Annotated in this window: 25 protein-coding genes; 20 read left to right on the forward strand and 5 right to left on the reverse strand. The window is 43.5% G+C overall.

Annotation, left to right across the window (positions count from 1 at the left end):
* Window positions 1-2: 2 nt before the first annotated feature.
* From yceD to HUO09_RS02340, 16 genes are all read left to right on the forward strand, one after another.
* Window positions 3-527, forward strand: coding sequence for a 23S rRNA accumulation protein YceD (gene yceD, locus HUO09_RS02265; RefSeq protein ID WP_167412095.1), 525 nt, complete (start codon window positions 3-5; stop codon window positions 525-527).
* Between the two features lie 33 nt (window positions 528-560).
* A complete protein-coding gene (gene rpmF / locus HUO09_RS02270; RefSeq protein WP_167412096.1) occupies window positions 561-731 on the forward strand; it encodes a 50S ribosomal protein L32 in 171 nt (56 codons plus the stop codon).
* 9 nt (window positions 732-740) lie between these two features.
* Entirely contained in the window at window positions 741-1,766 is a 1,026-nt protein-coding gene (plsX, locus tag HUO09_RS02275; protein ID WP_188232840.1) for a phosphate acyltransferase PlsX, read from the forward strand.
* A 5-nt stretch (window positions 1,767-1,771) separates the two neighbouring features.
* Window positions 1,772-2,722, forward strand: coding sequence for a beta-ketoacyl-ACP synthase III (locus HUO09_RS02280; RefSeq protein ID WP_167412098.1), 951 nt, complete (start codon window positions 1,772-1,774; stop codon window positions 2,720-2,722).
* Window positions 2,723-2,822: 100 nt separating this feature from the next.
* Window positions 2,823-3,746: an ACP S-malonyltransferase gene (gene fabD / locus HUO09_RS02285; RefSeq protein ID WP_188232841.1), complete on the forward strand. Its 924-nt coding sequence runs from the start codon at window positions 2,823-2,825 to the stop codon at window positions 3,744-3,746.
* A gap of 27 nt (window positions 3,747-3,773) precedes the next feature.
* Window positions 3,774-4,508, forward strand: coding sequence for a 3-oxoacyl-ACP reductase FabG (gene fabG / locus HUO09_RS02290; protein WP_167412117.1), 735 nt, complete (start codon window positions 3,774-3,776; stop codon window positions 4,506-4,508).
* 232 nt (window positions 4,509-4,740) lie between these two features.
* The gene (acpP, locus tag HUO09_RS02295) at window positions 4,741-4,974 is read left to right on the forward strand and encodes an acyl carrier protein (RefSeq protein ID WP_014204679.1); all 234 of its coding nucleotides are present in this window, start codon (window positions 4,741-4,743) and stop codon (window positions 4,972-4,974) included.
* Between the two features lie 91 nt (window positions 4,975-5,065).
* The gene (gene fabF, locus HUO09_RS02300) at window positions 5,066-6,310 is read left to right on the forward strand and encodes a beta-ketoacyl-ACP synthase II (RefSeq protein WP_188232842.1); all 1,245 of its coding nucleotides are present in this window, start codon (window positions 5,066-5,068) and stop codon (window positions 6,308-6,310) included.
* Between the two features lie 79 nt (window positions 6,311-6,389).
* Window positions 6,390-7,193 carry an aminodeoxychorismate lyase gene (gene pabC, locus HUO09_RS02305; protein ID WP_188232843.1) on the forward strand — a complete coding sequence of 268 codons (804 nt, stop codon included), beginning with the start codon at window positions 6,390-6,392 and terminating at the stop codon, window positions 7,191-7,193.
* Window positions 7,190-8,203, forward strand: a complete 1,014-nt coding sequence (gene mltG, locus HUO09_RS02310; protein WP_167412102.1) for an endolytic transglycosylase MltG — start codon at window positions 7,190-7,192, stop codon at window positions 8,201-8,203. Before pabC ends, mltG begins: the two co-directional genes overlap by 4 nt.
* A complete protein-coding gene (gene tmk, locus HUO09_RS02315) occupies window positions 8,203-8,832 on the forward strand; it encodes a dTMP kinase (protein WP_188232844.1) in 630 nt (209 codons plus the stop codon). Before mltG ends, tmk begins: the two co-directional genes overlap by 1 nt.
* Window positions 8,833-8,840: 8 nt before the next feature.
* Window positions 8,841-9,806 (forward strand): DNA polymerase III subunit delta', encoded by a 966-nt coding sequence (gene holB, locus HUO09_RS02320; protein WP_188232845.1) that lies wholly within the window; start codon window positions 8,841-8,843, stop codon window positions 9,804-9,806.
* Window positions 9,797-10,564, forward strand: coding sequence for a TatD family hydrolase (locus tag HUO09_RS02325; protein WP_167412105.1), 768 nt, complete (start codon window positions 9,797-9,799; stop codon window positions 10,562-10,564). Before holB ends, HUO09_RS02325 begins: the two co-directional genes overlap by 10 nt.
* Before the next feature lie 444 nt (window positions 10,565-11,008).
* Window positions 11,009-12,439 (forward strand): PTS glucose transporter subunit IIBC, encoded by a 1,431-nt coding sequence (gene ptsG / locus HUO09_RS02330; RefSeq protein ID WP_167412106.1) that lies wholly within the window; start codon window positions 11,009-11,011, stop codon window positions 12,437-12,439.
* 163 nt (window positions 12,440-12,602) lie between these two features.
* Complete coding sequence (locus HUO09_RS02335; RefSeq protein ID WP_188232846.1) at window positions 12,603-13,007, forward strand: hypothetical protein; 405 nt, start codon at window positions 12,603-12,605, stop codon at window positions 13,005-13,007.
* A 136-nt stretch (window positions 13,008-13,143) separates the two neighbouring features.
* Window positions 13,144-13,860 carry an SDR family oxidoreductase gene (locus HUO09_RS02340; protein WP_167412108.1) on the forward strand — a complete coding sequence of 239 codons (717 nt, stop codon included), beginning with the start codon at window positions 13,144-13,146 and terminating at the stop codon, window positions 13,858-13,860.
* 72 nt (window positions 13,861-13,932) lie between these two features.
* On the opposite strand, the gene HUO09_RS02345 is transcribed toward HUO09_RS02340, so the two are convergent.
* Together HUO09_RS02345 and HUO09_RS02350 are read right to left on the reverse strand one after the other, a co-directional pair.
* Window positions 13,933-14,025 carry a MetS family NSS transporter small subunit gene (locus HUO09_RS02345; RefSeq protein ID WP_167412109.1) on the reverse strand — a complete coding sequence of 31 codons (93 nt, stop codon included), beginning with the start codon at window positions 14,023-14,025 and terminating at the stop codon, window positions 13,933-13,935.
* The gene (locus HUO09_RS02350) at window positions 14,025-15,485 is read right to left on the reverse strand and encodes a sodium-dependent transporter (RefSeq protein ID WP_188232847.1); all 1,461 of its coding nucleotides are present in this window, start codon (window positions 15,483-15,485) and stop codon (window positions 14,025-14,027) included. Before HUO09_RS02350 ends, HUO09_RS02345 begins: the two co-directional genes overlap by 1 nt.
* 681 nt (window positions 15,486-16,166) lie before the next feature.
* Between HUO09_RS02350 and HUO09_RS02355 the strand changes: the two genes are divergently transcribed.
* Together HUO09_RS02355 and HUO09_RS02360 are read left to right on the forward strand one after the other, a co-directional pair.
* On the forward strand, window positions 16,167-16,256 hold the full coding sequence (locus HUO09_RS02355; RefSeq protein WP_102940759.1) for a YnhF family membrane protein: 90 nt from the start codon (window positions 16,167-16,169) through the stop codon (window positions 16,254-16,256).
* Window positions 16,257-16,274: 18 nt separating this feature from the next.
* On the forward strand, window positions 16,275-17,465 hold the full coding sequence (locus tag HUO09_RS02360; RefSeq protein ID WP_167412111.1) for a patatin family protein: 1,191 nt from the start codon (window positions 16,275-16,277) through the stop codon (window positions 17,463-17,465).
* Window positions 17,466-17,512: 47 nt separating this feature from the next.
* Here the strand turns inward: HUO09_RS02360 and pyk are convergent, their stop codons facing one another.
* Complete coding sequence (gene pyk, locus HUO09_RS02365; protein WP_167412112.1) at window positions 17,513-18,958, reverse strand: pyruvate kinase; 1,446 nt, start codon at window positions 18,956-18,958, stop codon at window positions 17,513-17,515.
* A gap of 336 nt (window positions 18,959-19,294) precedes the next feature.
* Here pyk and HUO09_RS02370 point away from each other — a divergent pair, with 336 nt between their 5' ends.
* Complete coding sequence (locus tag HUO09_RS02370) at window positions 19,295-20,512, forward strand: ROK family protein (protein ID WP_167412113.1); 1,218 nt, start codon at window positions 19,295-19,297, stop codon at window positions 20,510-20,512.
* 86 nt (window positions 20,513-20,598) lie between these two features.
* A complete protein-coding gene (locus HUO09_RS02375) occupies window positions 20,599-21,540 on the forward strand; it encodes a chemotaxis protein CheV (protein WP_167412114.1) in 942 nt (313 codons plus the stop codon).
* 92 nt (window positions 21,541-21,632) lie between these two features.
* On the opposite strand, the gene HUO09_RS02380 is transcribed toward HUO09_RS02375, so the two are convergent.
* Together HUO09_RS02380 and HUO09_RS02385 are read right to left on the reverse strand one after the other, a co-directional pair.
* Entirely contained in the window at window positions 21,633-24,704 is a 3,072-nt protein-coding gene (locus HUO09_RS02380; protein ID WP_188232848.1) for an error-prone DNA polymerase, read from the reverse strand.
* Window positions 24,705-24,764: 60 nt separating this feature from the next.
* Complete coding sequence (locus tag HUO09_RS02385) at window positions 24,765-26,162, reverse strand: DNA polymerase Y family protein (protein WP_188232849.1); 1,398 nt, start codon at window positions 26,160-26,162, stop codon at window positions 24,765-24,767.

Raw genomic sequence — 26,162 nt, forward strand, 5'->3', positions numbered from 1 at the left:
CTATGCAAAAGGTAAAGATACCGCGAACGGTTGATCCGGGTAAAGCGGCTCAAAAACGACTTGATTACGATGGCATCATCCAAATGAGTCTTTTGAAGCGCTTAGAGGAATCAGTCGCTAGCGTAAAACGCGACGCACAAGTCTCATTGTCATTTGGGCTTGATGAACAACAACTCGTAGTTATCTCTGGTAAAGCTAACATCGAAGTTGATTTAGAGTGTCAGCGCTGTAATGAGGTTTTCGCACATGAGTGCGAAGTTGAATTCACTTATTCCCCGATTACGGGCAAAAAAAGTGATGAAGAAATTCCCGAAGATTATGATTTGGTAGATCCTAATGAGTACGGTGAAATAGACCTAATTCAGCTAGTTGAAGACGAGTTCATCTTAAGTTTGCCTCAAGTAGCAATGCATGAAGATGCGGATTGTAGCGTGAAATCAGACAATATGGTGTTTGGTGACATTCCAGAAGAAATTTTGGAAGAAAAACCGAATCCATTCGATGTTTTAAAAAGTTTGAAGAAGTAATTCTTTAAGACCATTAACATAGGAGTAGGGTCAATGGCCGTACAAAAAAACCGTAAAACACGTTCTAAGCGTGGTATGCGTCGTTCACACGATGCGCTTTCTGCAGCTGCACTATCTGTAGACGCGACTTCAGGTGAAACACACCTACGCCACAACGTAACTGCTGAAGGTTACTACCGTGGTAAAAAGGTTATCAACAAGTAAGGTTGACCTTTGCAAAATTTAACCGTTGCACTTGATGCAATGGGCGGGGATTTCGGTCCTCGCGTAACAGTGCCTGCCGCCGTGCAGGCACTGTCGCATTTCCCAGAGCTAAAAGTGACTCTCATCGGTGATCAAACTGAGATCGCCCAACAACTTTCTTTCTTAGGTTACGAACCGAACGCTCGCTTGAGTGTCGTAAATAGTGACCGCGTCATTTCGAATTCAGAAAAACCCTCTTTGGCATTGCGTCACAGTGTTGGCACCTCCATGGGTATGGCTATTGATCTTGTCGCTGACGGTCAAGCCGATGCATGTGTGAGTGCTGGCAATACCGGTGCATTGATGGCGTTATCCCGTTTTAGGCTTAAACTATTGCCAGGTATTGATCGCCCAGCGCTAGTTTCAGCATTACCAACCGCATCAGGTGGTAAAACATGGATGCTGGATTTAGGCGCAAATGTTTCTAGTGATGCAGATTCTTTATTTCAATTTGCAGTGATGGGGGCAGCATTAGCTGAGCAACATTTAGGTCGACCTGCTCGTGTAGCGATTTTGAATATCGGTGCAGAAGAGATTAAAGGTAATGATTTAGTTAAACGTTGTGCAGAAATGCTGAGCCAAACACACGCTGTGAATTTTATCGGCTACATTGAAGGGAACCAATTATTAATTGATGCAGCAGATGTTGTCGTATGCGATGGTTTCGTTGGCAATGTTTGTTTAAAAGCCTGTGAAGGAACGGCACAACTTTTTATCGATAGGCTAAAAAATAAGTTTTTAGGCTCATCTATAAAAGGTTGGATTGCGAAAAAGCTGTTTTCTGAACTATTTACTGAGTTAAAAACACTGAACCCCGACCAGTATAACGGTGCAAGTTTGCTAGGATTGCGCGGCATTGTAATAAAAAGTCATGGAAGTGCTGATGTACCCGCTGTCGTGAATGCGATTTCAGAGGCGGTGCATGAAGTTAAACGACAAGTACCCAGCCGTATAAGCGATCGTTTGGAAGCGGTTTTACTCGAGAGGCATTATTAGTCTTCATGTATAGCAAAATTTTAGGTACTGGCAGCTACCTGCCATCTCAAGTGCGTACTAACGCTGATTTAGAGAAAATGGTAGATACTAGTGATGAGTGGATTGTCACTCGTACCGGTATTCGCGAGCGTCGTATTGCAGCTGAAGATGAAACAGTTGCCGATATGGCGTTTTATGCAGCACAAAATGCGATCGAAATGGCGGGCATTGATAAAAACGACATCGATCTCATTATCGTGGCAACCACAAGCAGCAGCCATACGTTTCCTTCATCTGCCTGTCAGGTTCAAGGGAAACTGGGCATTAAAGGCTGCCCAGCTTTTGACTTAGCCGCTGCGTGTTCAGGCTTTATTTACGCACTCTCGGTTGCAGATCAGCATATCAAGACCGGCATGTGTAAAAATGCATTGGTTATTGGTGCCGACGCGCTGTCAAAAAGTTGTGACCCAACGGATCGCTCAACCATCATTTTATTTGGTGATGCTGCTGGTGCAGTAGTACTGGGCGCAAGTAAAGAGCCGGGTATTCTTTCAACTCACATCTATTCAGATGGTGAGTTCGGTGAATTGTTGAGCTTACCAGTGCCAGAGCGTGGTGGTGATGCTGACAAATGGCTGTACATGGCTGGTAATGAAGTCTTTAAAGTGGCGGTGACTCAGTTGTCTAAGCTGGTTAAAGATACGTTAGAAGCAAACAACATGCATAAGTCTGAGTTGGATTGGCTGGTTCCGCATCAAGCGAACTATCGCATTATTTCTGCGACAGCGAAAAAACTCTCTATGTCTCTTGACCAAGTAGTATTAACGTTGGACAGACACGGTAATACTTCGGCGGCGACGGTTCCAACGGCGCTTGATGAAGCGGTTCGTGACGGCCGTATCAAACGTGGTCAAAACCTATTATTAGAAGCTTTTGGTGGCGGTTTCACCTGGGGCTCAGCTTTGGTTAAATTTTAACAACGTTACATTATAACCATACGGTTTTTGTAATAATTGAACGTTACTATAGTCTTTAAGGCGTTGAAATAACGCCTTAATCATTTTTGAGGAAACAGCAATGAGCAAGTTTGCTATCGTATTTCCAGGTCAAGGTTCTCAAGCTATCGGTATGCTTGCAGAGCTTGCACAGCAGTATGATGTAGTTAACCAAACCTTTGCAGAAGCATCTGATGCATTGGGCTATGATTTGTGGGCATTGGTTCAAAACGGTCCTGTTGAAGATCTAAACCAAACTTTCCGTACACAGCCTGCATTACTTACAGCGTCTGTTGCTATTTGGCGTGTATGGCAAGAACTGGGCTTGGAACAACCAACGGTTCTTGCAGGTCACAGCTTAGGTGAGTATTCAGCACTAGTGTGTGCAGGTGTAATCGACTTCAAACAGGCGATCAGCTTAGTTGAGCTTCGTGGTAAAGCGATGCAAGATGCCGTTCCTGCTGGTACTGGCGCAATGTATGCGATCATCGGCCTTGCTGATGAAGCGATTGCTAAAGCTTGTGAAGAAGCGGCACAGGGTGAAGTGGTTTCTCCAGTAAACTTTAACTCGCCAGGTCAAGTGGTGATTGCTGGTCAAAAAGACGCAGTTGAACGTGCTGGTGCATTATGTAAAGAAGCGGGCGCTAAACGTGCGTTGCCTCTGCCTGTTTCTGTTCCTTCACATTGTGCATTGATGAAGCCTGCAGCTGAACGTTTAGCTGCTGCTTTAGCTGAAATTGAATTCAATACGCCTCAAATCCCTGTGATTAACAATGTGGACGTTGTTGCGGAAACAGATCCTGCAAAAATTAAAGACGCACTTGTTCGCCAGCTTTACAGCCCGGTACGTTGGACTGAAGGCGTAGAGAAGATGAGTGAACAGGGCGTTGAGAAACTGCTAGAAATGGGTCCAGGTAAAGTTCTGACTGGCCTAACTAAACGTATTGTAAAAACCTTAGACGCAGCAGCAGTGAACGATATTGTTTCACTAGAAGCAGCTAAGTAAATATAGGAACCAAACATGAGTCAATTCATGAGTTTAGAAGGCAAAGTTGCACTAGTTACTGGTGCAAGCCGTGGTATTGGTAAAGCTATCGCTGAACTATTTGTAGAACGCGGTGCTACAGTAATTGGTACTGCAACGAGCGAGAGCGGCGCGCAAGCAATCAGCGCTTATCTTGGCGATAACGGTAAGGGTTTAGCTCTTAACGTTACTGATGCAGAATCTATTGAGACAGTATTGAAAGCAATCAACGATGAGTTTGGTGCAATCGATATTCTAGTGAACAACGCAGGTATCACTCGTGATAACTTGTTGATGCGTATGAAAGACGACGAATGGTCAGATATTTTAGATACTAACCTGACTTCGATCTTCCGTATGTCGAAAGCTGTACTACGCGGTATGATGAAAAAGCGTAGTGGCCGTATCATCAACGTCGGTTCTGTTGTCGGTACTATGGGTAACGCTGGACAGGCAAACTATGCGGCAGCAAAAGCAGGTGTGATTGGTTTTACAAAATCAATGGCACGTGAAGTTGCTTCTCGTGGTGTGACTGTTAACACTGTGGCTCCAGGTTTTATCGAAACAGATATGACAAAAGCACTGAATGATGAGCAACGTGCTGCTACACTTGCACAAGTACCAGCTGGTCGTTTAGGTGATCCACGTGAAATTGCTTCTGCAGTTGCATTTTTGGCTTCACCAGAAGGCGCTTATATTACGGGCGAAACTTTGCACGTAAATGGCGGCATGTATATGGTTTAATGCCATTTTTGTGCTAAGTTGGAAACAGAGTTGTATTTGTTAACGACTTTGTACATGAATTGATATAAAAATGCGCAAGATTTGTGCATGATATATGTCATAAATGGTGTGAATTTCGGTTAAAATCGCCAAATTTGTGGTTTGACCAGCAAGGACCCCCTTGCAACTTTCCCTAGTTAGAATAAACTACGGAATCATCGCATTAGGCGAAATCTGTAAAGGAAAAGAAAAAATGAGCAACATCGAAGAACGCGTAAAGAAAATCATTGTTGAACAGCTAGGTGTAGACGAAGCAGAAGTTAAAAACGAAGCTTCTTTCGTTGAAGATCTAGGTGCGGATTCTCTAGACACTGTAGAACTAGTTATGGCTCTAGAAGAAGAATTTGACACTGAGATTCCTGACGAAGAAGCAGAGAAAATCACTACTGTTCAAGCTGCGATCGACTACGTAAACAGCGCTCAGTAATGTCTCTTCCCAGGCGGTCATCTGACCGCCTGAGTTTTTCTCAATCATCTTTACCTCTCATAGAATTTTTCAATTCCCGGAGAATATGATCGTGTCCAAGCGTCGTGTCGTTGTCACTGGCATGGGTATGTTGTCACCAGTGGGCAACACAGTAGAATCTTCTTGGAAAGCCCTGCTAGCTGGTCAAAGTGGTATTGTTAATATTGATCACTTTGATACAACCAATTTTTCAACTCGTTTCGCAGGTCTTGTTAAAGACTTTAATTGCGAAGATTACATGTCTAAAAAAGAAGCCCGCAAGATGGATTTGTTTATCCAATATGGTATTGCTGCGGGTATTCAAGCATTAGACGATTCTGGTTTATCGATCACTGAAGAAAATGCTCCACGTGTTGGTGTTGCTATTGGTTCAGGTATCGGTGGTCTGGAATTGATTGAAAGTGGCCATTGTTCACTTTTAGAAAAAGGCCCACGTAAAGTTAGCCCTTTCTTTGTACCATCAACCATCGTAAACATGATTGCTGGTAACCTATCTATTATGCGTGGTCTACGTGGTCCAAACATCGCTATTTCAACAGCATGTACGACTGGTTTACACAACATCGGTCATGCCGCTCGTATGATTGCATACGGTGATGCAGAAGCTATGGTTGCTGGTGGTGCAGAAAAAGCATCAACGCCGTTAGGTATGGCTGGTTTCGGTGCTGCTAAAGCGTTATCGACTCGTAATGATGAGCCTCAAAAAGCTTCTCGCCCTTGGGACAAAGACCGTGATGGTTTTGTACTAGGCGACGGCGCAGGCATTATGGTACTTGAAGAGTACGAACATGCTAAAGCTCGTGGCGCTAAAATTTACGCAGAAATCGTAGGCTTCGGTATGTCTGGTGATGCTTATCACATGACTTCACCAAGCGAAGACGGTTCTGGTGGCGCACTGGCGATGGAAGCTGCGATGCGTGATGCAGGCTTAACTGGTGTTCAAATCGGTTATGTGAATGCTCACGGCACATCGACTCCTGCGGGTGACGTTGCTGAAGTGAAAGGCATCAAACGTGCGTTAGGCGAAGAAGGTTCGAAACAAGTTCTTATCTCTTCGACTAAGTCAATGACTGGACACCTATTAGGTGCAGCGGGTTCTGTTGAATCTATCATCACAGTTATGTCGCTCGTTGATCAAGTTGTTCCACCAACAATTAACCTCGAAAACCAAGAAGAAGGTTTAGACGTTGATCTTGTTCCAAACACTGCACGTAAAGTGGAAGGTATGGAATACGCAATGTGTAACTCGTTTGGTTTTGGTGGTACAAACGGATCATTGATCTTTAAACGCGTATAAAGTTCATCGAACTGTACTTGTTTTGAAACGGCTTGATGCTTAGCATTAGGCCGTTTCTTTATTTTCAGGGAGCGGAAATATGTTTTGGATAAATGGTGAACCGAATGACCTTATTTCAGTAAGCGATCGCTCATTTCAATACGGTGATGGATGCTTTACGACTATGTTGACCAAGCATGGTGAAATTCAGCATTGGCAATTTCATCTAGACCGTATGGAAGCGTGCTTAAAAGTCCTCGGTATTCCGTTTCCCGATTGGTTGCAAGTCGAACAATGGTTGAAACGAGCTCTTCTTTCTGATGAGAGGGCTGGTCTTAAATTGCATATTACCCGAGGCACAGGTGGGCGAGGGTACAGCCCGGCACAAGTCACGCAACCTAACGTTACGATTAGCAACTTTTCTTTTCCCTCTCACTATGCACAATGGCAATCCGAAGGTTTGCAACTTGGTATTTGTTCCCAGCGTATGGGATTAAATCCTATGCTTGCGGGGCACAAACATAACAATCGCCTTGAGCAGGTTCTACTCAAAAACGAAATGGATTTGGCTGGCTATCTCGATGGTTTATGTTTGGATATTCAAGGACATATTGTTGAGACTACTGCCGCCAATATTTTTTGGGTAAAAGGTGCTACTTTGTATACGCCTTCGCTAAAAAATGCAGGTGTTTCAGGTGTGGCTCGTAGAATTATATTAGAATACGCCCATCAACTTAATTTGAAGGTGGTTAAAGGTGATTTCGAACTCGATCATCTTGATAATGCCGAAGAAGTTTTTATCTCTAATTCACTGTTAGAGATCGCGCCTGTGGTTCAAATATCGGAGCGTAAGTACTCGATTGGACAACAGACGTTAAGAATTCAGGAGAAATTTAATTCGTGATTAAAAAGTTATCTTTTCTATTGGTCGTTCTTTTGCTGTGTGTAGCGGGTACCTATTTTTATATACAAAGCGAAGTGAACAGCTATCTTGCCCAACCTTTAAAAATAGAAGAGCCACAAATAGTCACTATTCAAAGTGGCACCAGCTTAAATCGAGCTATGTCTATGCTGGTGGAAAAGAGCTGGATCAATCCCACGTCATTGACTTCACTCATTCATCGATTGCACCCTGAGCTCGCTGGTTTAAAAGCAGGGACTTATCAGCTCACACCAGATATGACGTTAAACCAAGCATTGAGTCTAGTCATTTCAGGTAAAGAACATCAGTTTGCTATCACGTTCGTAGAAGGTAGTCGTTTCGCTGAATGGAGAGATATCCTCGCTAACAATCCTTATCTGAAACACACATTAGCTGGTTTGTCTGAGAAAGATATAGCTCAAAAATTAGGGATTGAACGAGATAAGCTGGAAGGTCTATTTCTTGCGGAAACTTACCATTTTACTAATGGTGTAAGTGACTTAGATATTTTGAAGCGTGCGCATGTAAAGCTGAACGACATTCTTACCGCTGAGTGGGATAAACGACAAAGTGGTTTACCCCTGAAATCGTCCTACGAAGCGCTGATTTTGGCATCAATCATTGAAAAAGAAACCGCAGTAGAAGATGAGAGAACGCAGATCTCATCGGTATTTGTTAATCGACTCAACAAGCGTATGCGGCTTCAAACAGACCCTACAGTGATTTATGGCATGGGTGAAAATTACGATGGGAACATTCGTAAGAAAGATCTCAAAGCTCCCACACCGTACAACACGTATGTAATTTTTGGTTTACCTCCAACGCCTATTGCTATGGCGGGCCCAGCGTCAATCAATGCGGCACTAAATCCAGACCAAAGCAGTTATTTGTACTTTGTCGCCAGTGGTAACGGTGGTCATGTGTTTTCCAAGACACTGGCAGAGCATAACCGCGCAGTACGCGCCTATCTAAAGCAGATTCGTAATCAATAATGAACTCAAAATTTATCGTAGTAGAAGGCCTAGAAGGGGCTGGGAAAAGTACCGCTATTCAAGCGATTGTAGAAACCTTACATGAATTTGGTGTCGACCAAATCACGCGTACTCGCGAGCCTGGTGGCACTGTACTAGCAGAGAAAATGCGTGAATTGGTGAAGCAGGAACACGAAGGTGAGGTACTGCAAGACATGACCGAACTGCTTCTTATGTATGCTGCACGTGTTCAGCTGGTTGAGAATGTTATTAAACCCGCTCTTGAAAAAGGAAATTGGGTGGTTGGTGATCGCCATGATATGTCTTCGCAGGCTTATCAAGGAGGAGGTCGCCAAATCTCACGTCAAACCATGCAAAGTTTGAAACAGACGACTCTGGGTGACTTCAAGCCTGATTTAACCCTTTATCTCGATATCGACCCTAAAGTAGGTTTAGAGCGTGCACGAGGACGTGGTGAGCTTGATCGTATCGAGAAAATGGATATCAGCTTCTTTGAGCGTACGAGAGAGCGCTATCTAGAAATTGCAGGTTCGGACAATTCGGTGATAGTAGTCAATGCAGAACAAACCATAGACAAAGTAGCGCAGGATATTAAGTACCAGCTACAACAATGGCTGAAGAGCATATAGGGAGCAATATGCGAGAACTCCATTCTTGGTTACAAAGCAGCTGGAATAGCTGGAAGCATCAATTAGACAGCAATAGTTTCGCTTCGGCGACCTTGTTGTCATCCTCTCCCGGCTTAGAAACATTTCAGTTAGCCGAGCAATTTGCACGTTCATTAATGTGCAGCACTTCCACAAGTGAACCTTGCGGCTTTTGTCATGGTTGTGATTTGATGCAATCAGGTAATCATCCTGATTACCATGTTGTAAAACCTGAAAAAGAAGGAAAGGCGATTACCGTAGAGCAGATACGACAGTGTAATCGCATTGCTCAGGAGTCTTCTCAGCTCTCAGGCTATAGGCTGTTCGTGATTGAACCCGCAGAGGCGATGAACGAGTCAGCAGCGAACGCATTACTGAAGACACTCGAAGAGCCGCCAGAAAAGTGTGTGTTTGTTCTTATTGCTTCAAAAGCCAGTAATTTGCTACCTACGATTGTTAGTCGATGTCAGCAAGTTACGATTCCGGACCCACAATCAGCGATCGTCACTCAATGGTTACAGAATGAATTGGGTGCTGATATTGAGCCCTATGTTGCTCACATTAATGGTGATGCTCCTATACAGACCAAAGCTTTTATTCAAGCCGGTGATTTAGATGCGTATAAGTCTATTGAAGAGAGTTTGATTGCTGCGGTGCAAGGCGATACAGAAGCCGCACTGAAATGCGCGAGTAAACTTAATGAGTCTCCGATTGTGCGCTTAACTTGGCTTTGGTATTTACTTACCGACGCTCAAAAAGCACATTTTGGTGTCGTTCAGCCAAACTTTACTCCCGGATGTCATACTTTATCATCAGTATTGAACTATGTTGTTTTAGAGCAACAGAGTTCAGAACTTGCCAACTTAATAGAAAAGCTACGCCATTTCACTGGTCTAAATAGTGAGCTTTTAATTATGGATTGGATATTTAAATTTAATGAGGAAACATGTTTGTAGATTCACACTGTCATCTGGATAAACTGGATTATCAAGATTTACACACTGATATATCAGATGTGGTGAACAAAGCCGCTCAAGCGAATGTAAAACAGCTATTGTCGGTTGGTGTTACGCTAGATTCGTTTCCTAACATGATTGAAATGATCACGCCATTTGAGAATGTCCATGCCACATGCGGTGTTCACCCATTAGATGTGGAAAGTGAGTTCGCGTTGGATAAGTTTCACGAATATGCCAAACATCCTAAGGTCGTTGCGATTGGTGAAACTGGCTTGGATTATCATTATCAACCTGAAACCGCAGAGTTGCAGAAGTTGCGTTTCTCCCAGCAAATAGAAACCGCAGTAGCACTCAATAAACCGCTGATCATCCATACGCGCAATGCACGAGAAGACACCTTGACGATGCTAAAACAAGGTGGAGCAGAACGCTGCGGTGGCGTGATTCATTGTTTCACTGAAGATTTAGCTTTTGCTGAAGCGGCGATGGATTTAGGTTTTTACATATCTATCTCAGGGATTGTTACATTTAGACAAGCAACAGAACTGAAAGAAGTTGTGAAAGTGCTGCCTATTGAACGCTTGCTCATTGAAACGGATTCTCCATACCTAGCCCCAGTTCCACATCGAGGCAAAGAGAACCAACCAGCTTATGTTGTTGAGGTTGCTGCGTACATAGCGCAGTTAAAAGGATGTTCACTTTCTGAAATTGCGGAAAAAACGACCCAAAACTACCATGATCTTTTTTTGCGATAGAAATCAACATTTGGTGTAAAAAGGAGCGTTTGCTCCTTTTTTTATTGGAAAAGTCGAGAAAAGTGGAGTTTAGGTATCTTGTTTACTAAATATGTTGATTTTGAGAGGCTAAAACAAACCAATGTAATTTTGTTACATAAAATAACATGATGCCCAATTTTATTTACGCAGTAAAATTATTGGTTTTAACTTTTAAAGCCATTAAAAACAAATAGATATGTAGCTTGTAATGCTTTTCAGAGGTCAGATCTGATTGTGATCTGCCTAATACTTTGAAACTTAATTTCGTAACTAAGTAGAATCCATGAGGAGCATCAATATATATTTAGAGCCGGAAAATATAATACATTTTGTGGTTACATTTTCATTGGGTGCTAACATTTAGGCTACGGGGGTGTGCCGTTAGAACCCAAAAATTCTAATAACTTAATCAGGAGCATAAACATGTTTAAAAACGCTTTTGCTAACCTGCAAAAAGTTGGTAAGTCCTTGATGCTACCAGTATCAGTACTACCAGTTGCAGGTATTTTGCTTGGTGTGGGTGCGGCGAACTTTAGCTGGCTACCAGAAGTAGTATCACACTTAATGGAACAAGCTGGCGGTTCTGTATTCGGTCAAATGGCACTTCTTTTCGCTGTTGGTGTATCTTTAGGTTTCACTAATAACGATGGTGTTTCAGGTTTGTCTGCGATCGTTGGCTACGGCATCATGATTGCTACGCTAAACGTGATGGGCGATGCAATGGGTGTTGGCCACATCGAAACTGGTGTTTTAGGTGGTATCCTTGCTGGTGGTGTTGCTGCTTGGGCATTCAACCGTTTCTATAAAATCCAACTTCCAGAGTACCTAGGTTTCTTTGCAGGTAAACGTGCGGTTCCAATCATCACTGGTTTCCTATCAATTGGTCTTGGTGTAATTCTTTCTATCATTTGGCCACCAATTGGTAGCGTGATTGCTTCTTTCTCTGATTGGGCTGCAAACCAAAACCCTGTTACTGCTTTTGGTATCTACGGTATTGTTGAGCGTTCTCTAATCCCATTCGGTCTACACCACATTTGGAACGTACCATTCTTCTACGAAGCAGGTACTTGTACAAATGGTGCTGGTGAAGTTGCTCACGGTATCATGACTTGTTTCCTTACTGCTGATGACGCTTCTCGCGCAGCGGGTAATGGTTTCGGTCAGCTAGCAGGTGGTTACCTATTCAAGATGTTCGGTCTTCCAGCGGCTGCAATTGCAATTGCACACAGCGCTAAACCAGAAAACCGTGCAAAAGTAATGGGTATCATGGCTTCTGCAGCACTGACTTCATTCCTAACTGGTATTACTGAACCAATCGAGTTCTCGTTCCTATTCATCGCTCCAGTACTATACGCAATTCACGCAGTACTAGCTGGCGTTGCATACATGCTAACGAACTCTCTAGGTGTTGTTCACGGTCACACATTCTCTAACGGTTTCATCGACTTCGTGGTTCAATCTCCACGCGCTGAAAACATGTTACTGCTTGTTGGTCTAGGCATCGCTTACGCAGTACTTTACTACGTAGTATTCACTTTCGTTATCCGTGCAATGGACATTAAAACTCCAGGCCGTGAAGACGAAACAGAAGATTCAACAGCGGCTACTGGTACTGAAATGGCTGGTGAACTTGTTGCTGCATTCGGTGGTAAAGAGAACATCACTAACTTAGACGCATGTATCACTCGTCTACGTGTATCAGTTGCTGATACTGAAGTTGTTGACCAAGACAAACTGAAAAAACTTGGTGCAGCTGGCGTAGTTGTAGTATCTGGTGGCGTTCAAGCTATCTTCGGTACTAAGTCTGACAACCTTAAAACAGATATGGATGAGTGGATCCGTAACCACGGTTAATCCTCAGACATTTCTTCCCCTATAGAAAAGGAGACTTCGGTCTCCTTTTTTTGTGTATAAATTCCTACAAATTTCTGATATTCCCTCACCGCACAATGACACAACTGAAAGGTTGCTTGGGTACCTTGTTACTTTTGTATAGCAATGGTACTTGGAATTACATATGAAGAAATTAGGGATTGTCGCCTTACTACTTGGCACCTCATTCGCTGTTCATGCACAACAAAACAAAGGCTTCGAAGTCGGTATGGCTTTAGACCAACAGCTAAGCGCTGTATTTGAAATCGACGACCAATATCGTTTTATTTTAGGTAACGATGGTGCGGCATTTGATTACATCTTCGCTCAGGGAAGCTTCAACAGCCCAGATGTGCCTTTTGACTGGTATGTCGGAGGTGGTGCGTGGGCTGAATGGGAAGATGATTTTGGTGCTCGGCTACCGTTAGGCATCAATTGGCAGTTCAACAACCGCTTTAACCTTTATGGTCAGGTACACCCTGAAATCAACTTCTATGGCGGCCCTGAATTGCAGATTGGAGCAGCATTAGGTCTCACTTATCATTTTTAATATCAGTACATATTTAGTTATGTGATTACCCGCCTTTCCCGACTTAAGTAGTTAACCGTATCATATAGGTGTGTTGTCTTAGCCATGCTGAACATGGCTGGACTTAATCCTATTTGAACAAGAGTGTGAACACTTGATGCTGGATGTTAAAAACAAAAACTTTATTGTCACCGGAGCGACATCTGGTATTGGGCGTTTGTTAACAAAGCGATTGGTAGAGTTAGGCGCTAATGTGGCTTTCTGTGGGCGCTCTGAAAGCAAACTCAGTGGATTAGTTTCTGAATTAACGAAATTTGATAGCCCAATTTATTATCAGGCATTTGATGCCACAAACGTCGAGTTGATTAATCAGTTTGTTGCTGACGTCAATAAAACATTGGGTAGTATCGATGTGCTGGTTAATTGTGCCGGTGCCAATACATCGAGAAGTGCTATCGCAGATTTATCAGTCGATGATCTAATGGGCTTAGTACAACTGAACATGATGTCTCCATTCGTCTTCATGAAACAAGTCTACAATGCTTCGATGAAGCCTAGAGGGCAGGGTGTTGTCATTAACGTTCTGTCTACCGTGTGTGGGTTTTCTAATGAAGGGATCGGTGCTTACACAGCCTCAAAGGCTGGAATGGATGCTTTAACGAAAGTTTTTCGAAAAGAAGTAAGGGAACGTGGCGTGAAAGTGTGCGCGATTTATCCCGGTGGTGTCGATACGCCTTTCCGGGCAGCCGATCGACCAGAGTACTTAGACCCAGAGCAAGTGGTGGATGCGATTTTGTTTATGGCGAGTCAAAACGGCATTTCTAGTGTAGATGAATTAGTCATTCGACCTTTGGTCGAGAAAAATTATTGCTAGAGCTTGGAAGTTCACCTGTCCATATCAAATAAAAAAACCGGCGTGATGCCGGTTTTTCTTTAACTGGATGATTTACTTGTCCATTGCTTTCTTGATACAGATAGCAGCGCCACCCCAAGTGATACCAAGACCAATGATCATCATAATAATTGCGCTAGCTGTCATTAGTTCGCCTCCTTACGGCTGGTTAGGTTAACAAGTACACCAAATACAAGTAGTACGCCAATGATTGCCCAACCTAGAGTTAGGTCGTAACCACCGTAGCCTTCAGTAAACAGTGTAATAAGTTTTGTAGCAATGATGATTGCTAGCATTACGGGAGTGACAAAACGTAAACAGATGTCAAACCATACGCCCACACTGAAATCCGAAATGCTGTTCACGTATTTACGTACGTCAGAGACTTTTAGCAACAAAGTCATTAGTGCGATTTCAACGAAACAACTTGCCATGATACCTACGTTGTTTGCGAAGTGGTCAACTAGGTCAAGTAACAGTAGACCACCGTTGGTCGCAAATGCCATAGAGATCACTACGCCTGAACCAATAACGATGTTCGCAGCTTTCTTGCGGCTCCAGTTTAGCTTATCGATCACTGCTGAAGTCACAGCTTCCATGATAGAGATGTGTGAGCTTAGACCCGCAACAACCAGTGCAAGGAAGAATAGTGGACCTAAAATGTATGGAACTGGTAAAAGGTTAATTGCCGCTGGCAGTGTTACGAATGCCAGACCAACACCTGCAGAAACAACTTCTGTTAGAGGTTTGCCTTGCTCTTGAGCCATGTAGCCCAGTACAGAGAAAATCATGATACCTGCAAGAATAGAGAAACCACAGTTGATCAATACCGTCATAAACGCATTGTTCGTGATGTCTGACTTCTCTGGTAGGTAGCTTGAGTAAGCCAGCATGATTGCAAAACCGATACTTAGCGTAAAGAAGATCTGACCGTAAGCTGCCGCCCAAACTTTCACATCCCAAATCTTACTGAAATCTGGTTCGAACATGTAGTTCACGCCATCAAGCGCACCAGGAAGGAAAATCATACGTGCAATCAGACCCACTACCATGATGAATAGGATAGGCATCATGATCTTAGAAGCACGCTCGATACCAGCTTTTACACCACCAACGATAGCTGCATAAGTGACTGCCCAAGCGATGAGCATAGCGAATGCAATATTCCATTGGATGTCACCAAGGTTGGTTGGAGAATTGTCGCCAAGCGCCAAGTATTCACTAAAGAAGAATGCATTAGTATCTGTACCCCAACCTTGAGTAAATGACAAACCAAAGTAAGAGATAGCCCAACCAATAACAGCCACATAGTACACTGCGATAAGCGCAGCAATACCTACTTGGAACCAGCCTAACCATTCGAATTTAGAATTGATCTTAGCTAGTGTAGATGGCGCTGAACCACGGTGCTTTTGACCCATGCTGAATTCAAGGATCATGAAAGGGATACCCGCAGTAAGCAGTGCGAAGATATATGGAATGAAAAATGCGCCGCCGCCGTTTTCATAAGCCATGTAAGGGAAACGCCAAATGTTTCCAAGACCGATTGCAGAACCCACTGCAGCTAGGATAAACCCAACACGGGATCCCCATTGTTCTCGCTTCATGTTTTACTCCTTTACGACACTCTGAGGTCTGAAGCTTCTCTGCGGCTATCACTGGCGAATATGGTTGTTGTGGATATTTTTAGCGTTCTATAGAACTGCCGAATAAATTATCTATCATCCATGATTCTGTGAAAAGTTAGAATTAAATTTTGTTTGCCTCAAGAAAACCTAGAGTTTTATTCTTTATTATCTGATGTGTGTTTGCGAAATCTGAAATATTCAGCTACGCATGGTATCGAGACTACAGATTTGTTCTGTTAATAGCAATAGATCATAAATGTTAGTTTTCTGTATTTACATAGTTTTATTGGGCGATAAATTGGTATTAATTTGGTTTAAAGTGTTGCTACTTTATTATTTGTTGGCTTAATTGATGTTTATATGGTGTGTTTGTAATTGATATCACTATTAAAAACTATAGTGTGTATGACTGAAAAATATACAATCGCCAGTGAATACCTCCACCTTTCACTCTTTATCTAAAATAAGAAGGGGTTAGGTACAGACATCAATAATCAATGGTTAAACAAGTACGTTATTTTGTTTTCTAGTGAATCTGAATACGTGATATGGCGATTGAGTTATTGTGAGGGCAATTGCATAATTGTATGTGAAAAATCGACAATTCTTGATGGCTCCCTTTACTGATGTTATTAATTTGTTAAGTAAAAGGAGGTCTGTATGGAACATGATCTAAAGTTTGCAGTGCTTGCCACTGCCGTTATCTTCACGGTACTTGTCGGTTTTGGATTGATTGCAATAACACACTAACTGATAAGGGTTCTACTTATGCCTAATAGTGGAACTGTTACTAATCTAGATAACAAAGTCGATGTGATTCGACTATCCAAATTCATCGGCGGTAAAAACGCTCTGGTTGCTCAAGGTGGTGGTCAGAGAGGAATATTTACCGCTGGTGTTTTAGATGCCTTTAATCTCGCCAACTTCGATCCATTCGATGAATTTTATGGTACCTCTGCTGGTGCACTAAATCTCAGTGCTTTTCTCTGTCGTCAGCACGGCCTAGGCAAAGCTTTTATCACAGAGTTAACGACCACACCCGAATTTTTCCATCTCTTTAGTTACATTCGTAGAAAGCAATATATGGATCTCGACTGGGCGTTAGAAAAAATTTGTGATTTCCCATTTTATATGGATATAGACATGGGACGCAGGGTATTGGGTTCTCGTAAAGCAATGGCAGCTGTGACATCCTCATTGACATTGAGCGATGAGTACTTCCCTATGTTAGCAAGTAACTGGAAGGATATAATGAGAGCCACATGCGCTATTCCTCGCTTATATCCAAAAGAAGTCGAGTTGAACAATAGGCTTTATATTGATGGTGGAGTCTCTGCTTCCATCCCCGTTCAGGAGGCTTGGCGTCGTGAAGCCCGTTTTATTACGGTGATCAGAACAGAAGAAATGGATTCTGAATCAGATTTGTTAATGCAGGATGAAAAACTTCGTCAGGAAGATATTAAATGGTTCAGAGATTCTTTTAACAGTATTCAAAACCAGTGGCAGAACCGTTTGGGTCAATGGAAGCAAGACTGGAATCGCTTCTTCCAGCAACAAATAGCACGTTCAAAAGAATTGAAAAATGAGCAAAAACACCTGCAAACGCTTAATGGTGGTCGTTGGTTATTTGGTGCAGACGATATCTATCGATTGAGTCATCTGCTTGGAGATAAATTTGATTCAGGGTTAGCAGATATGTTGATGGTGCATTATCAAACTTATTCTTTGACCAGAGAATTCCTGAACTCACCACCCGATGACGTTTTTATCGTGCAAATTGCACCAAGCAGCCCTCTTAAGTCATCTTCTCTGATGAGCAACAAGGAGGATCTGCTACACGATTATGAACTAGGTGTCGAAGCTGGAAATCGTTTTATCAATTTGTTTTCGCAAGCAGGAGAGATAAAAGCGGAACGCATTATTCGTGCAGATTTTAATTCTCTGGAAATTGGCGAATAACTCACTCTAGAACAAGTAGAGTGAGTTATTACGTCAGGGTATACCAGTTAGAAGACGGGCAGAATACGCATGCAGTTTGTTGAACCTTCAACTTCCATCACATCACCTTGAGTAATGATAACTAAGTCACCAAATTCCAACAGTTTCCTTTCTTTAAGCGATTCCAATGCAGATTGAGCTGCGATGAACCCTTCTTCTTGTTTACTATCGAAATAGTATGGTGTTACGCCTCTGTATAGCGCGCAACGGTTAAGTGCTCGCTCATTTCGTGACATGGCAAAGATTGGTAACACTGAGTTTAAGCGAGACGTCATTAATGCTGTGCGTCCCGATTCAGTCAGAGTGACCATGGCTTGCACACCTTCCAAATGGTTGGCCGCATAAATGGTTGACATGGCGATGGTTTCTTCTGAAGTGGCAAAAGAACGATCGATACGATAGTTCTGCTGATTCGATTCAATGGTTTTTTCCGCACCAATACAGACTTCAGCCATAGCTTTTACTGTTTCAACGGGATATTTGCCCGCAGCCGTTTCTCCAGATAGCATTACGGCATCAGTACCATCAAGTACCGCATTTGCTACATCCATGACCTCGGCTCGTGTTGGCATAGGGTTAGCTATCATCGACTCCATCATTTGCGTGGCGGTTATCACTACGCGGTTAAGTGCTTTCGCGCGGTGGATCAGTTTTTTCTGCACACCAACGAGTTCCGGATCGCCAATTTCGACACCCAGATCGCCACGAGCGACCATGATCACGTCAGATGCCATGATGATATCGTCAATATTTTCATCGTTCGAGACGGTTTCTGCGCGTTCCACCTTCGCTACCAAGCCTGCTTCTAATCCTGCGTCTCGAGCCAATCGGCGTGCGTAATTCATATCCGCCCCATTGCGAGGGAATGACACTGCAAGGTAATCAACTTTGATTTCAGCCGCGAGTAGGATGTCGCGTTTATCTTTCTCGGTCAGTGCATCGGCGGAAAGGCCGCCGCCTTTTTTGTTGATACCTTTGTTATTTGATAAAGGGCCACCAATCAGGACTGAGGTGAAAATCTTGTTGTGTTCAACAGACAACACTTGAAGTTGTACTCTGCCGTCATCGAGCAGAAGAATGTCGTCTCTTTTGACATCATTTGGTAGAGCTTTGTAGTCAATGCCAACAGCATCTTGATCCCCCATACCTGGGGCAAGTTCAGCATCAAGGATAAACCGGTCACCTTCATTCAATTGAATTGGTCCGTCTTTGAATGTTGAAACGCGGATTTTAGGGCCTTGTAAATCACCCAAAATGGCGACATGTTTTCCTAGTTTCGCTGCAATTTCGCGAACTTTTTGTGCTCTCAGTTTGTGGTCTTCCGCAGAGCCGTGCGAGAAGTTCATCCGTACTACGTTTACCCCTGATTTTATGATTTGCTCTAGTACGTCGTCTTTATCTGTGGACGGGCCGAGTGTGGTAACAATTTTTGTACGTCTTTGACCTGAACTCATGGTGATCTCCTACAGTGATCGGGCAGATAAGGTATCGAGGATTTTTTAATTATAAGCAACGCTTCATGCTACTTTAGATGATGGTTATAAAATTGTTACATAAGTCTGAGAATTTTGTGGGAATTTGGCCTTTATGCTCAATGTCTTCCAAATAATTTTGCTTTAAAAAAAAGTTTTCCAAACACTCATTGTGGGACTAGGTAGGTCTGACAATTTGACTGAATACACAAAGTTCTGAGTATATACGTGATGCTGGTCACGGGTATTTACCAAAGCCCTTCACAATTACTTCGCAAAGTAAAAAAATTGGCAGGTTGTTGTTTTTTGGAGCGTACTATGTACATGGCTCAACCAGGCCATATTGACCACATTAAGCAGGTCAATGCTGGTCGTGTGTATAAATTGATTGACCAAAAGGGTCCGATATCTCGTATCGATTTATCGAAAGAGAGCGAACTCGCGCCTGCAAGTATTACTAAAATTACTCGCGAGCTTATTGATGCGCACCTAATTCATGAAACAACGGTTCAAGAAGCTATCAGTCGTGGTCGTCCTGCCGTCGGTTTGCAAACCAACAATGAAGGTTGGCAGTTTCTTTCGATGCGTCTTGGACGAGGGTATTTAACGATCGCACTTCATGAGCTTGGTGGCGAAGTCCTGATTGATACTAAGATTGAAATTCATGAAATCGATCAAGACGACGTTCTTCAGCGCCTTTTATTTGAAATCGAAGAGTTTTTCCAAACTTATGCTGACCAACTCGATCGCGTAACGAGCATAGCGATCACCTTGCCGGGTTTAGTTAATTCGGAAAAAGGCATTGTTTTGCAGATGCCTCACTACAATGTGAATAATCTGGCATTAGGGCCAGAAATTTACAAAGCAACTGGGCTACCCGTATTTGTTGCTAACGACACTCGCGCTTGGGCTTTGGCTGAAAAGTTATTTGGTCATTCGCAAGACGTTGATAATTCAATTTTGATTTCAATACACCATGGTTTAGGCGCTGGCATCATTCTAGATGGCCGAGTGCTTCAAGGTCGTAACGGTAATATTGGTGAGCTTGGACATATCCAAATTGATCGAAATGGTAAACGTTGCCACTGTGGTAATATCGGCTGTCTCGAAACGGTTGCCAGTTCTCAAGCGATTCGAGAGCAAGTCGCAGAGCGCATTGCCAATGGTGAAGCTTCAAGCCTGAGTGAAATTGCAGAAATCACGATCGAAGATATTTGTTCAGCGGCTGCAGAAGGGGATCCTCTTGCGGTTGAAGTGATTGAGCAACTTGGTGCCTATTTAGGTTCGGCGATTGCTATCGTTATAAACCTATTTAACCCAGAAAAAATTCTTATTGGTGGGGTTATCAATCAAGCGAAAAGCGTGTTATATCCAGCAATTCAGCAGTGTATCGAACAACAAAGCCTGCCTGTTTATCATCAAGACTTGAAGCTGGTGGAGTCTCGTTTTTACAAGCAGGCAACGATGCCAGGTGCAGCGCTTGTAAAGCAAGCATTGTATGACGGTTTGTTACTGATGAAGGTCGTCGAAGGATAATTATCACATTACCTTCAGTACTATCATTTACATTTATCCTTTGTAGCTATACTGTTATTGGGTTTTAATAGTTTGCGGAATTTTCTATGTCAGGTGTTTTAAATTCAGTCGATCAACGTACTAACTTGGTTGGCGAAAACCGACTTGAGTTATTGCTTTTTAGCTTAAACAGCCGTCAATTGTTTGCTATTAACGTATTTAAGGTTAGAGAAGTCATTAAAGTACCTCATCTAACTAAAATGCCCGGGTCGCATCGCAATATTACTGGGGTTGCAACACTTCGTGGTGTACCAGTACCGATCATCGACCTGCGCCAGGCGATTGGGTTTCCTCCATCTCGATTAGAAAAGCCAGAACAAAACCTGATTATTACGGAATATAACCGCACAACTCAGGGGTTTCTCGTTGGTCAAGTTCGCAACATTGTTAACACTGCATGGACTGAAATTGAGCCGCCACCAAAGTCAGCGGGGCGTTCAAATTATTTGACTGCAATTACCCATATTAAAGAGCAGGATCAAACCAATATCGTCGAAATTATTGATGTCGAGAAAGTACTTGCAGAGATCATCGAATACGATGTTTCTATTTCTGAAGAACTGCTTGACCACAATATCTTGGGTGAAATGGTAGGTCGTAATGTTCTGATTGTGGATGACTCTTCAACTGCACGAAACCAGATTAAAGATACTTTGTCACAGCTTGGTCTTAATATCATTGAGTGTCGTGATGGTCTGGAAGCTTTGAATTTGCTCAAATCTTGGTGTGATGCGGGTAAAAACATCAACGATGAGCTTTTAATGATGATTACTGACGCTGAAATGCCAGAAATGGACGGCTATCGTTTAACCCATGAAGTTCGCAATGACCCGCGTATGAAAGATCTATTTATTACTTTGAATACTTCTTTGAGCGGCAGCTTTAACGAAGCTATGGTTCAGAAAGTCGGTTGTAACCGATTTATTTCTAAGTTCCAACCTGACTTGTTGGTACAGGTGGCTCAAGAACGTCTTCGAGAAGTTTTATAAGAGTAAAAAGGCGCTGAATATTCAGCGCTTTTTTGTATCCTTTGTTTGCTACCTTGTTGTTGCTTACAAGTGGAGCTCTTATGCGTTTCGGCTTAGTGAAAATCTCTCGATCGGCTTTGTAGCTGTGTTAGGTGATGAGTGATATCAATCAGTTTCCCTGCGATCACATGCACCACATTCTCTTCTTTCTCGACAATCCCTTTTACCATTAACACCTTGGCGCTGATATAAGCACTTTTTTGTGCTCTGGCTGTTGCTTGCCAAACAACAGTATTAATATTTCCGGTATCGTCTTCCAGCGTAAAAAACGTTACGCCAGCGGCAGTACCGGGAGCTTGTCGTCCGGTGACGACACCTGCGACGGTAACGAGTGACTTATGCGGGAGATTCATCAGGTCTTTATGACGAGTGAATTTGCCCAAAATGCCAGCTTTGTCTAATAAGGTAATCGGATGCTGGCTGAGAGACAGCCCTAGTGACGCATAATCTTCAATCAGATCTTCCATCGCTGATGGTGAGTGTTGAATCATGCGTTCATCTTCTTGATAGTGTTCAAATAACGGCAGGTCAGAAAGAGAATCCATGATCGCCCAGCGAGTGTCATAGCGGTTATTGGTCAAACGATGTAGCGCATTAGCCGAAGCCAGTGATTCCATATCTTTCTGATTAATTCCGGCACTTTTCAGCTGGTTAACATGTTGAAATCCGCGAGTAGGGCGAGCGCGAAGCAGTTGCTCGCTTCCTGAGTTGCTTAACCCTTTCACCAGACGCAAACCGAGTTGAATAGCAAAGCCTTGCTGGTGGCGGACGACTTGATGCTCAATAGCCGAATGATTAACGCAAACAGGCAAAACCACAATACCGTGTCTTTGAGCATCCTGAATCAGTTGTGATGGACTATAAAATCCCATAGGCAGACTATTGAGCAACGAGACGTAGAACGCTTCCGGATAGTAGTATTTGAGCCATGCCGAACAATATGCCAAAACAGCAAATGACGCCGAGTGGCTTTCTGGGAAACCGTATTCCCCGAAGCCACAAATCTGATCGTAGATCCGTTCTGCAAACTCCTTCTCATATCCGCGTGCCAGCATACCGTTGATTAATTTAGGTCTGAATTTATCCAACTCGCCGCTTTTTTTCCAAGATGCCATAGCACGGCGAAGCTGATCGGCCTCGCCTCCACTGAAGCCCGCTGCGACCATTGCAATTTTTATCACTTGTTCCTGAAAAATGGGTACCCCCATTGTGCGCTCCAAAACATCTTTCACTTCTTGAGATGGGAAAGTGGTTTGTTCAATGCCATTACGACGTTTCAGAAACGGGTGCACCATATCTCCTTGAATAGGGCCGGGACGCACTATCGCAATTTGAATCACTAAATCGTAATAGGTTCGAGGTTTGAGTCGTGGCAGCATGCTCATTTGCGCGCGCGACTCAATCTGAAACACCCCCACGGTATCGGCGCGTTGTATCATCCCATATACGTTTTCGTCGTCTTTTAGACGTGTGATGTCAGCAATACTGAGCTTTCGTTGATGGTGGTGTTCAATCATAGTGAAACATTTACGAATCGCTGTAAGCATACCTAGTGCCAGCACATCGACTTTCATAAGCCCGAGGCTTTCTAAATCGTCTTTATCCCACTGAATAATGGTTCGTTCAGGCATGGCTGCGTTTTCGACGGCGATGAGCTCATACAAAGGCCCAGAGGAAATAACAAAGCCACCCACATGTTGTGAGAGGTGACGAGGGAACGACTGAATTTCGTTAACCAGATCAATAAACAATTGCCCTTTGTGAGACTGCGGTTGTAGCCCTAACTCAATGATCTGGGCTTGCCAGCCGAGCTTACTGTCTCTGCGGTTAATATTTTTGATAAAGAAATCGAGTTGAGTTTCGCTAATCCCCAACGCTTTCCCCACATCTCGAATGGCGCTTTTTAAGCGATAAGTTATCACTGTCGCAGCCAATGCGGCCCGCTCTCTTCCATATTTCTGATATAGATATTGAATGACTTCTTCACGTCTCTCGTGTTCAAAATCGACATCAATATCTGGCGGCTCTTGTCGTTCTTTACTAATAAAGCGTTCAAATAGCACCGCGACTTGGCGAGGGTCGACAGCGGTTATCTCTAAGCAGTAACAGACAATAGAGTTAGCGGCAGAGCCTCGGCCTTGATATAGGATGCCTCTGCTTTTGGCGAACATGACAATGTCGTGAATAGTCAGAAAATAGAACGGATAATTGAGTTCATCAATCAGAGAGAGTTCTTTATCTATGGTTGCCTGAATATCGTGAGGTACGCCTTCGGGAAAGCGGAGAAGTTTGCCTTTTTCAACCAGCTGACGCAGATGTTCCATAGGTTTGGCGCCATCTGGAATCAGTTCGCTTGGATACTCGTATTGCAGGTCACTCAGTTTGAAGTGACACAGTTCTGCAATGCGTACGCTCTCTTCTAACCATTCACTTGGGAATATTTTGGAGAGCTTTGTTTTGCTACGCAGTGCCCGTTCAGTATTACCAATTAGGTGAGCCTGAATGTGTTCGACACTCTGGTTATGCTTGATGGCCGTCAGAACATGTTGCAGTGGAAGGCGCGTGGCAGTATGCATCAGAACACCGCCACATGCCGTGACGGGCAAACTCAGTTGTTGAGCCAGTTCCTGACAGTGCGAAATATAGTGATGATCATTCGCGCCGAGATGACGTTGAACGGCAATCCATAAACGACCTTGATGATATTGCTTCAGCCACTTTCCCCAATAGGTGTTGTTGTCTTCATCGGTTGGAAGCCATAGAACAAGGCAGTGTTTTGAGGACATTAAATCCCATTCAGACAACTGATAGTTGCCTTTTTCACTGCGCCTGCGAGCATTGGTAATGATTCGACACAACTCAGCATAGGCTTGACGGCTTGGGCACAAAAGTACAACTTGGCACTCTTCATTGAGCCAAAACATACTACCTACAATCTGTTTAATGCCGAGTTTGCGGTCTTTGATGGCAGTATGAGCTCTCACGACGCCAGCGATTGAACACTCGTCGGTAATTGCCAGAGCACGATAGCGTAGAAAATCCGCGTGTTGGATAAGCTCTTCAGCATGAGAAGCACCCGTCAGAAATGAGAAATTGCTTTGGCAAAATAGTTCAGCGTAAGCCATGTCACTACTCTTATAAAATCGTCTGTTCAAAGAGGCATGTTTGCTAAACAAGCCTGCGTTTTAGCTAAACTGGCCATGCAGAAACCATTGTTTATCTTGGTTGCGAAATACCCAAAGCCAGCGGCCTTGTTCGCTGTGGGCAATGAAATAGTCACGAGTAATGGGCTGGTTGTCCCACCATCCGGTGACTATTCGTTCTGGTCCGTGGATGAGCGACACAATTTCGCACAGAGGTTCTGGCTCAGGAAGCAGCAGGCTAGGGCGCAACTCTGGCCTGCGTAATGTATGGGATGTGGATTCTGTTGCTGCTATGTATTGGCTGCGCTTCTCTGGACGAGGGTCGTCACTGAGATTCGGCTTATTGACCCGTGTCTGACCAAGCTTGGCTTGCAGCAGAGTGATCAGCTCCAGTGCTGTCGTCTGACCTTTTTCTCCATCAAAAATGTCCGTCACGCTTTGGTTCATTTCCCCAGAACGAATGACTTTTAACGTCATTGCCAGTACGGGTTGGGAAAGTTGTATTGACTCTAGAGTGAGTTGACAGAGCTTCGCCCATTTTGCACAAGCATATTCTCCCTGTGCTGAAGTAAAATGCAGACTGTTTTTAATGTTATCTCGCTGAGTCAGTATCAGTTCAAGCTCAAAAGCGACCTGATTTCGCAGTGTTAGAAATTGTTCTAATCGTTTCAGCAAACGAGATAAAGGCTTCTCTAACCATTGAACATTCTCAATTTCATACAGCAATTCTAAGTGGCTACAAAAGGCTTCTGGTGGGTGATAGAAGCTTACTGGGTGCTTAAATTGCCCCAAGAGCTTGCCTACGTAGTTCACTAAATCGATATCAAACCGTCTTGCCAGATCTTGTATTGGTACGGCAAGAAGGGCTTTGATGTCTCGAATCCCGACTCTGGCGAGTTTTTCTACCTGTTTAAAATCCAGTTCTGTGGCACTGAGTGGGTAATCGTTAATGGCAGCAAGGATCTTGTCTTTATCATCAATGATGATATTTGAACCGCTTTTTCCAAGCAAAACAGCCGAAAGTGGCGAAAAACCGGAACCATAGCAGTAACGTGTTTTACGTAAACCAAGATGAGCACTCAATGTGTGCCAATAGTTATCCAGACCCGAATACAGAGACAGCATGTTAGTGACTCTTAGCAATATGCCTTTTGGTGGCAGCAACACGATGTCTGAGGTTACCAGATACAACCATTGTGCTATCTCTTCGATGGTTTGATTTTCAACATTCTCATCATAAGGATGAACTTGTAGATCGCTGCACATAGATGCCGCACTGCCTAGCCCCATCCCCATTTTTATGCCTTGCTTTAACGCAGATGTACTGGCTTGAACCACGTGGTTATCCCGCCCTTCAATGATAACCAGAGGGTATTCTTGCTCGGCGTATAAGGTATCCAGTTGTAGTGCTGGAAAATGAAGATAGATCCAAAGCGTCAT

It is taken from the genome of Vibrio sp. Y2-5, assembly GCF_014596725.1.
In the GTDB taxonomy this organism is placed as follows: Bacteria; Pseudomonadota; Gammaproteobacteria; order Enterobacterales; family Vibrionaceae; genus Vibrio.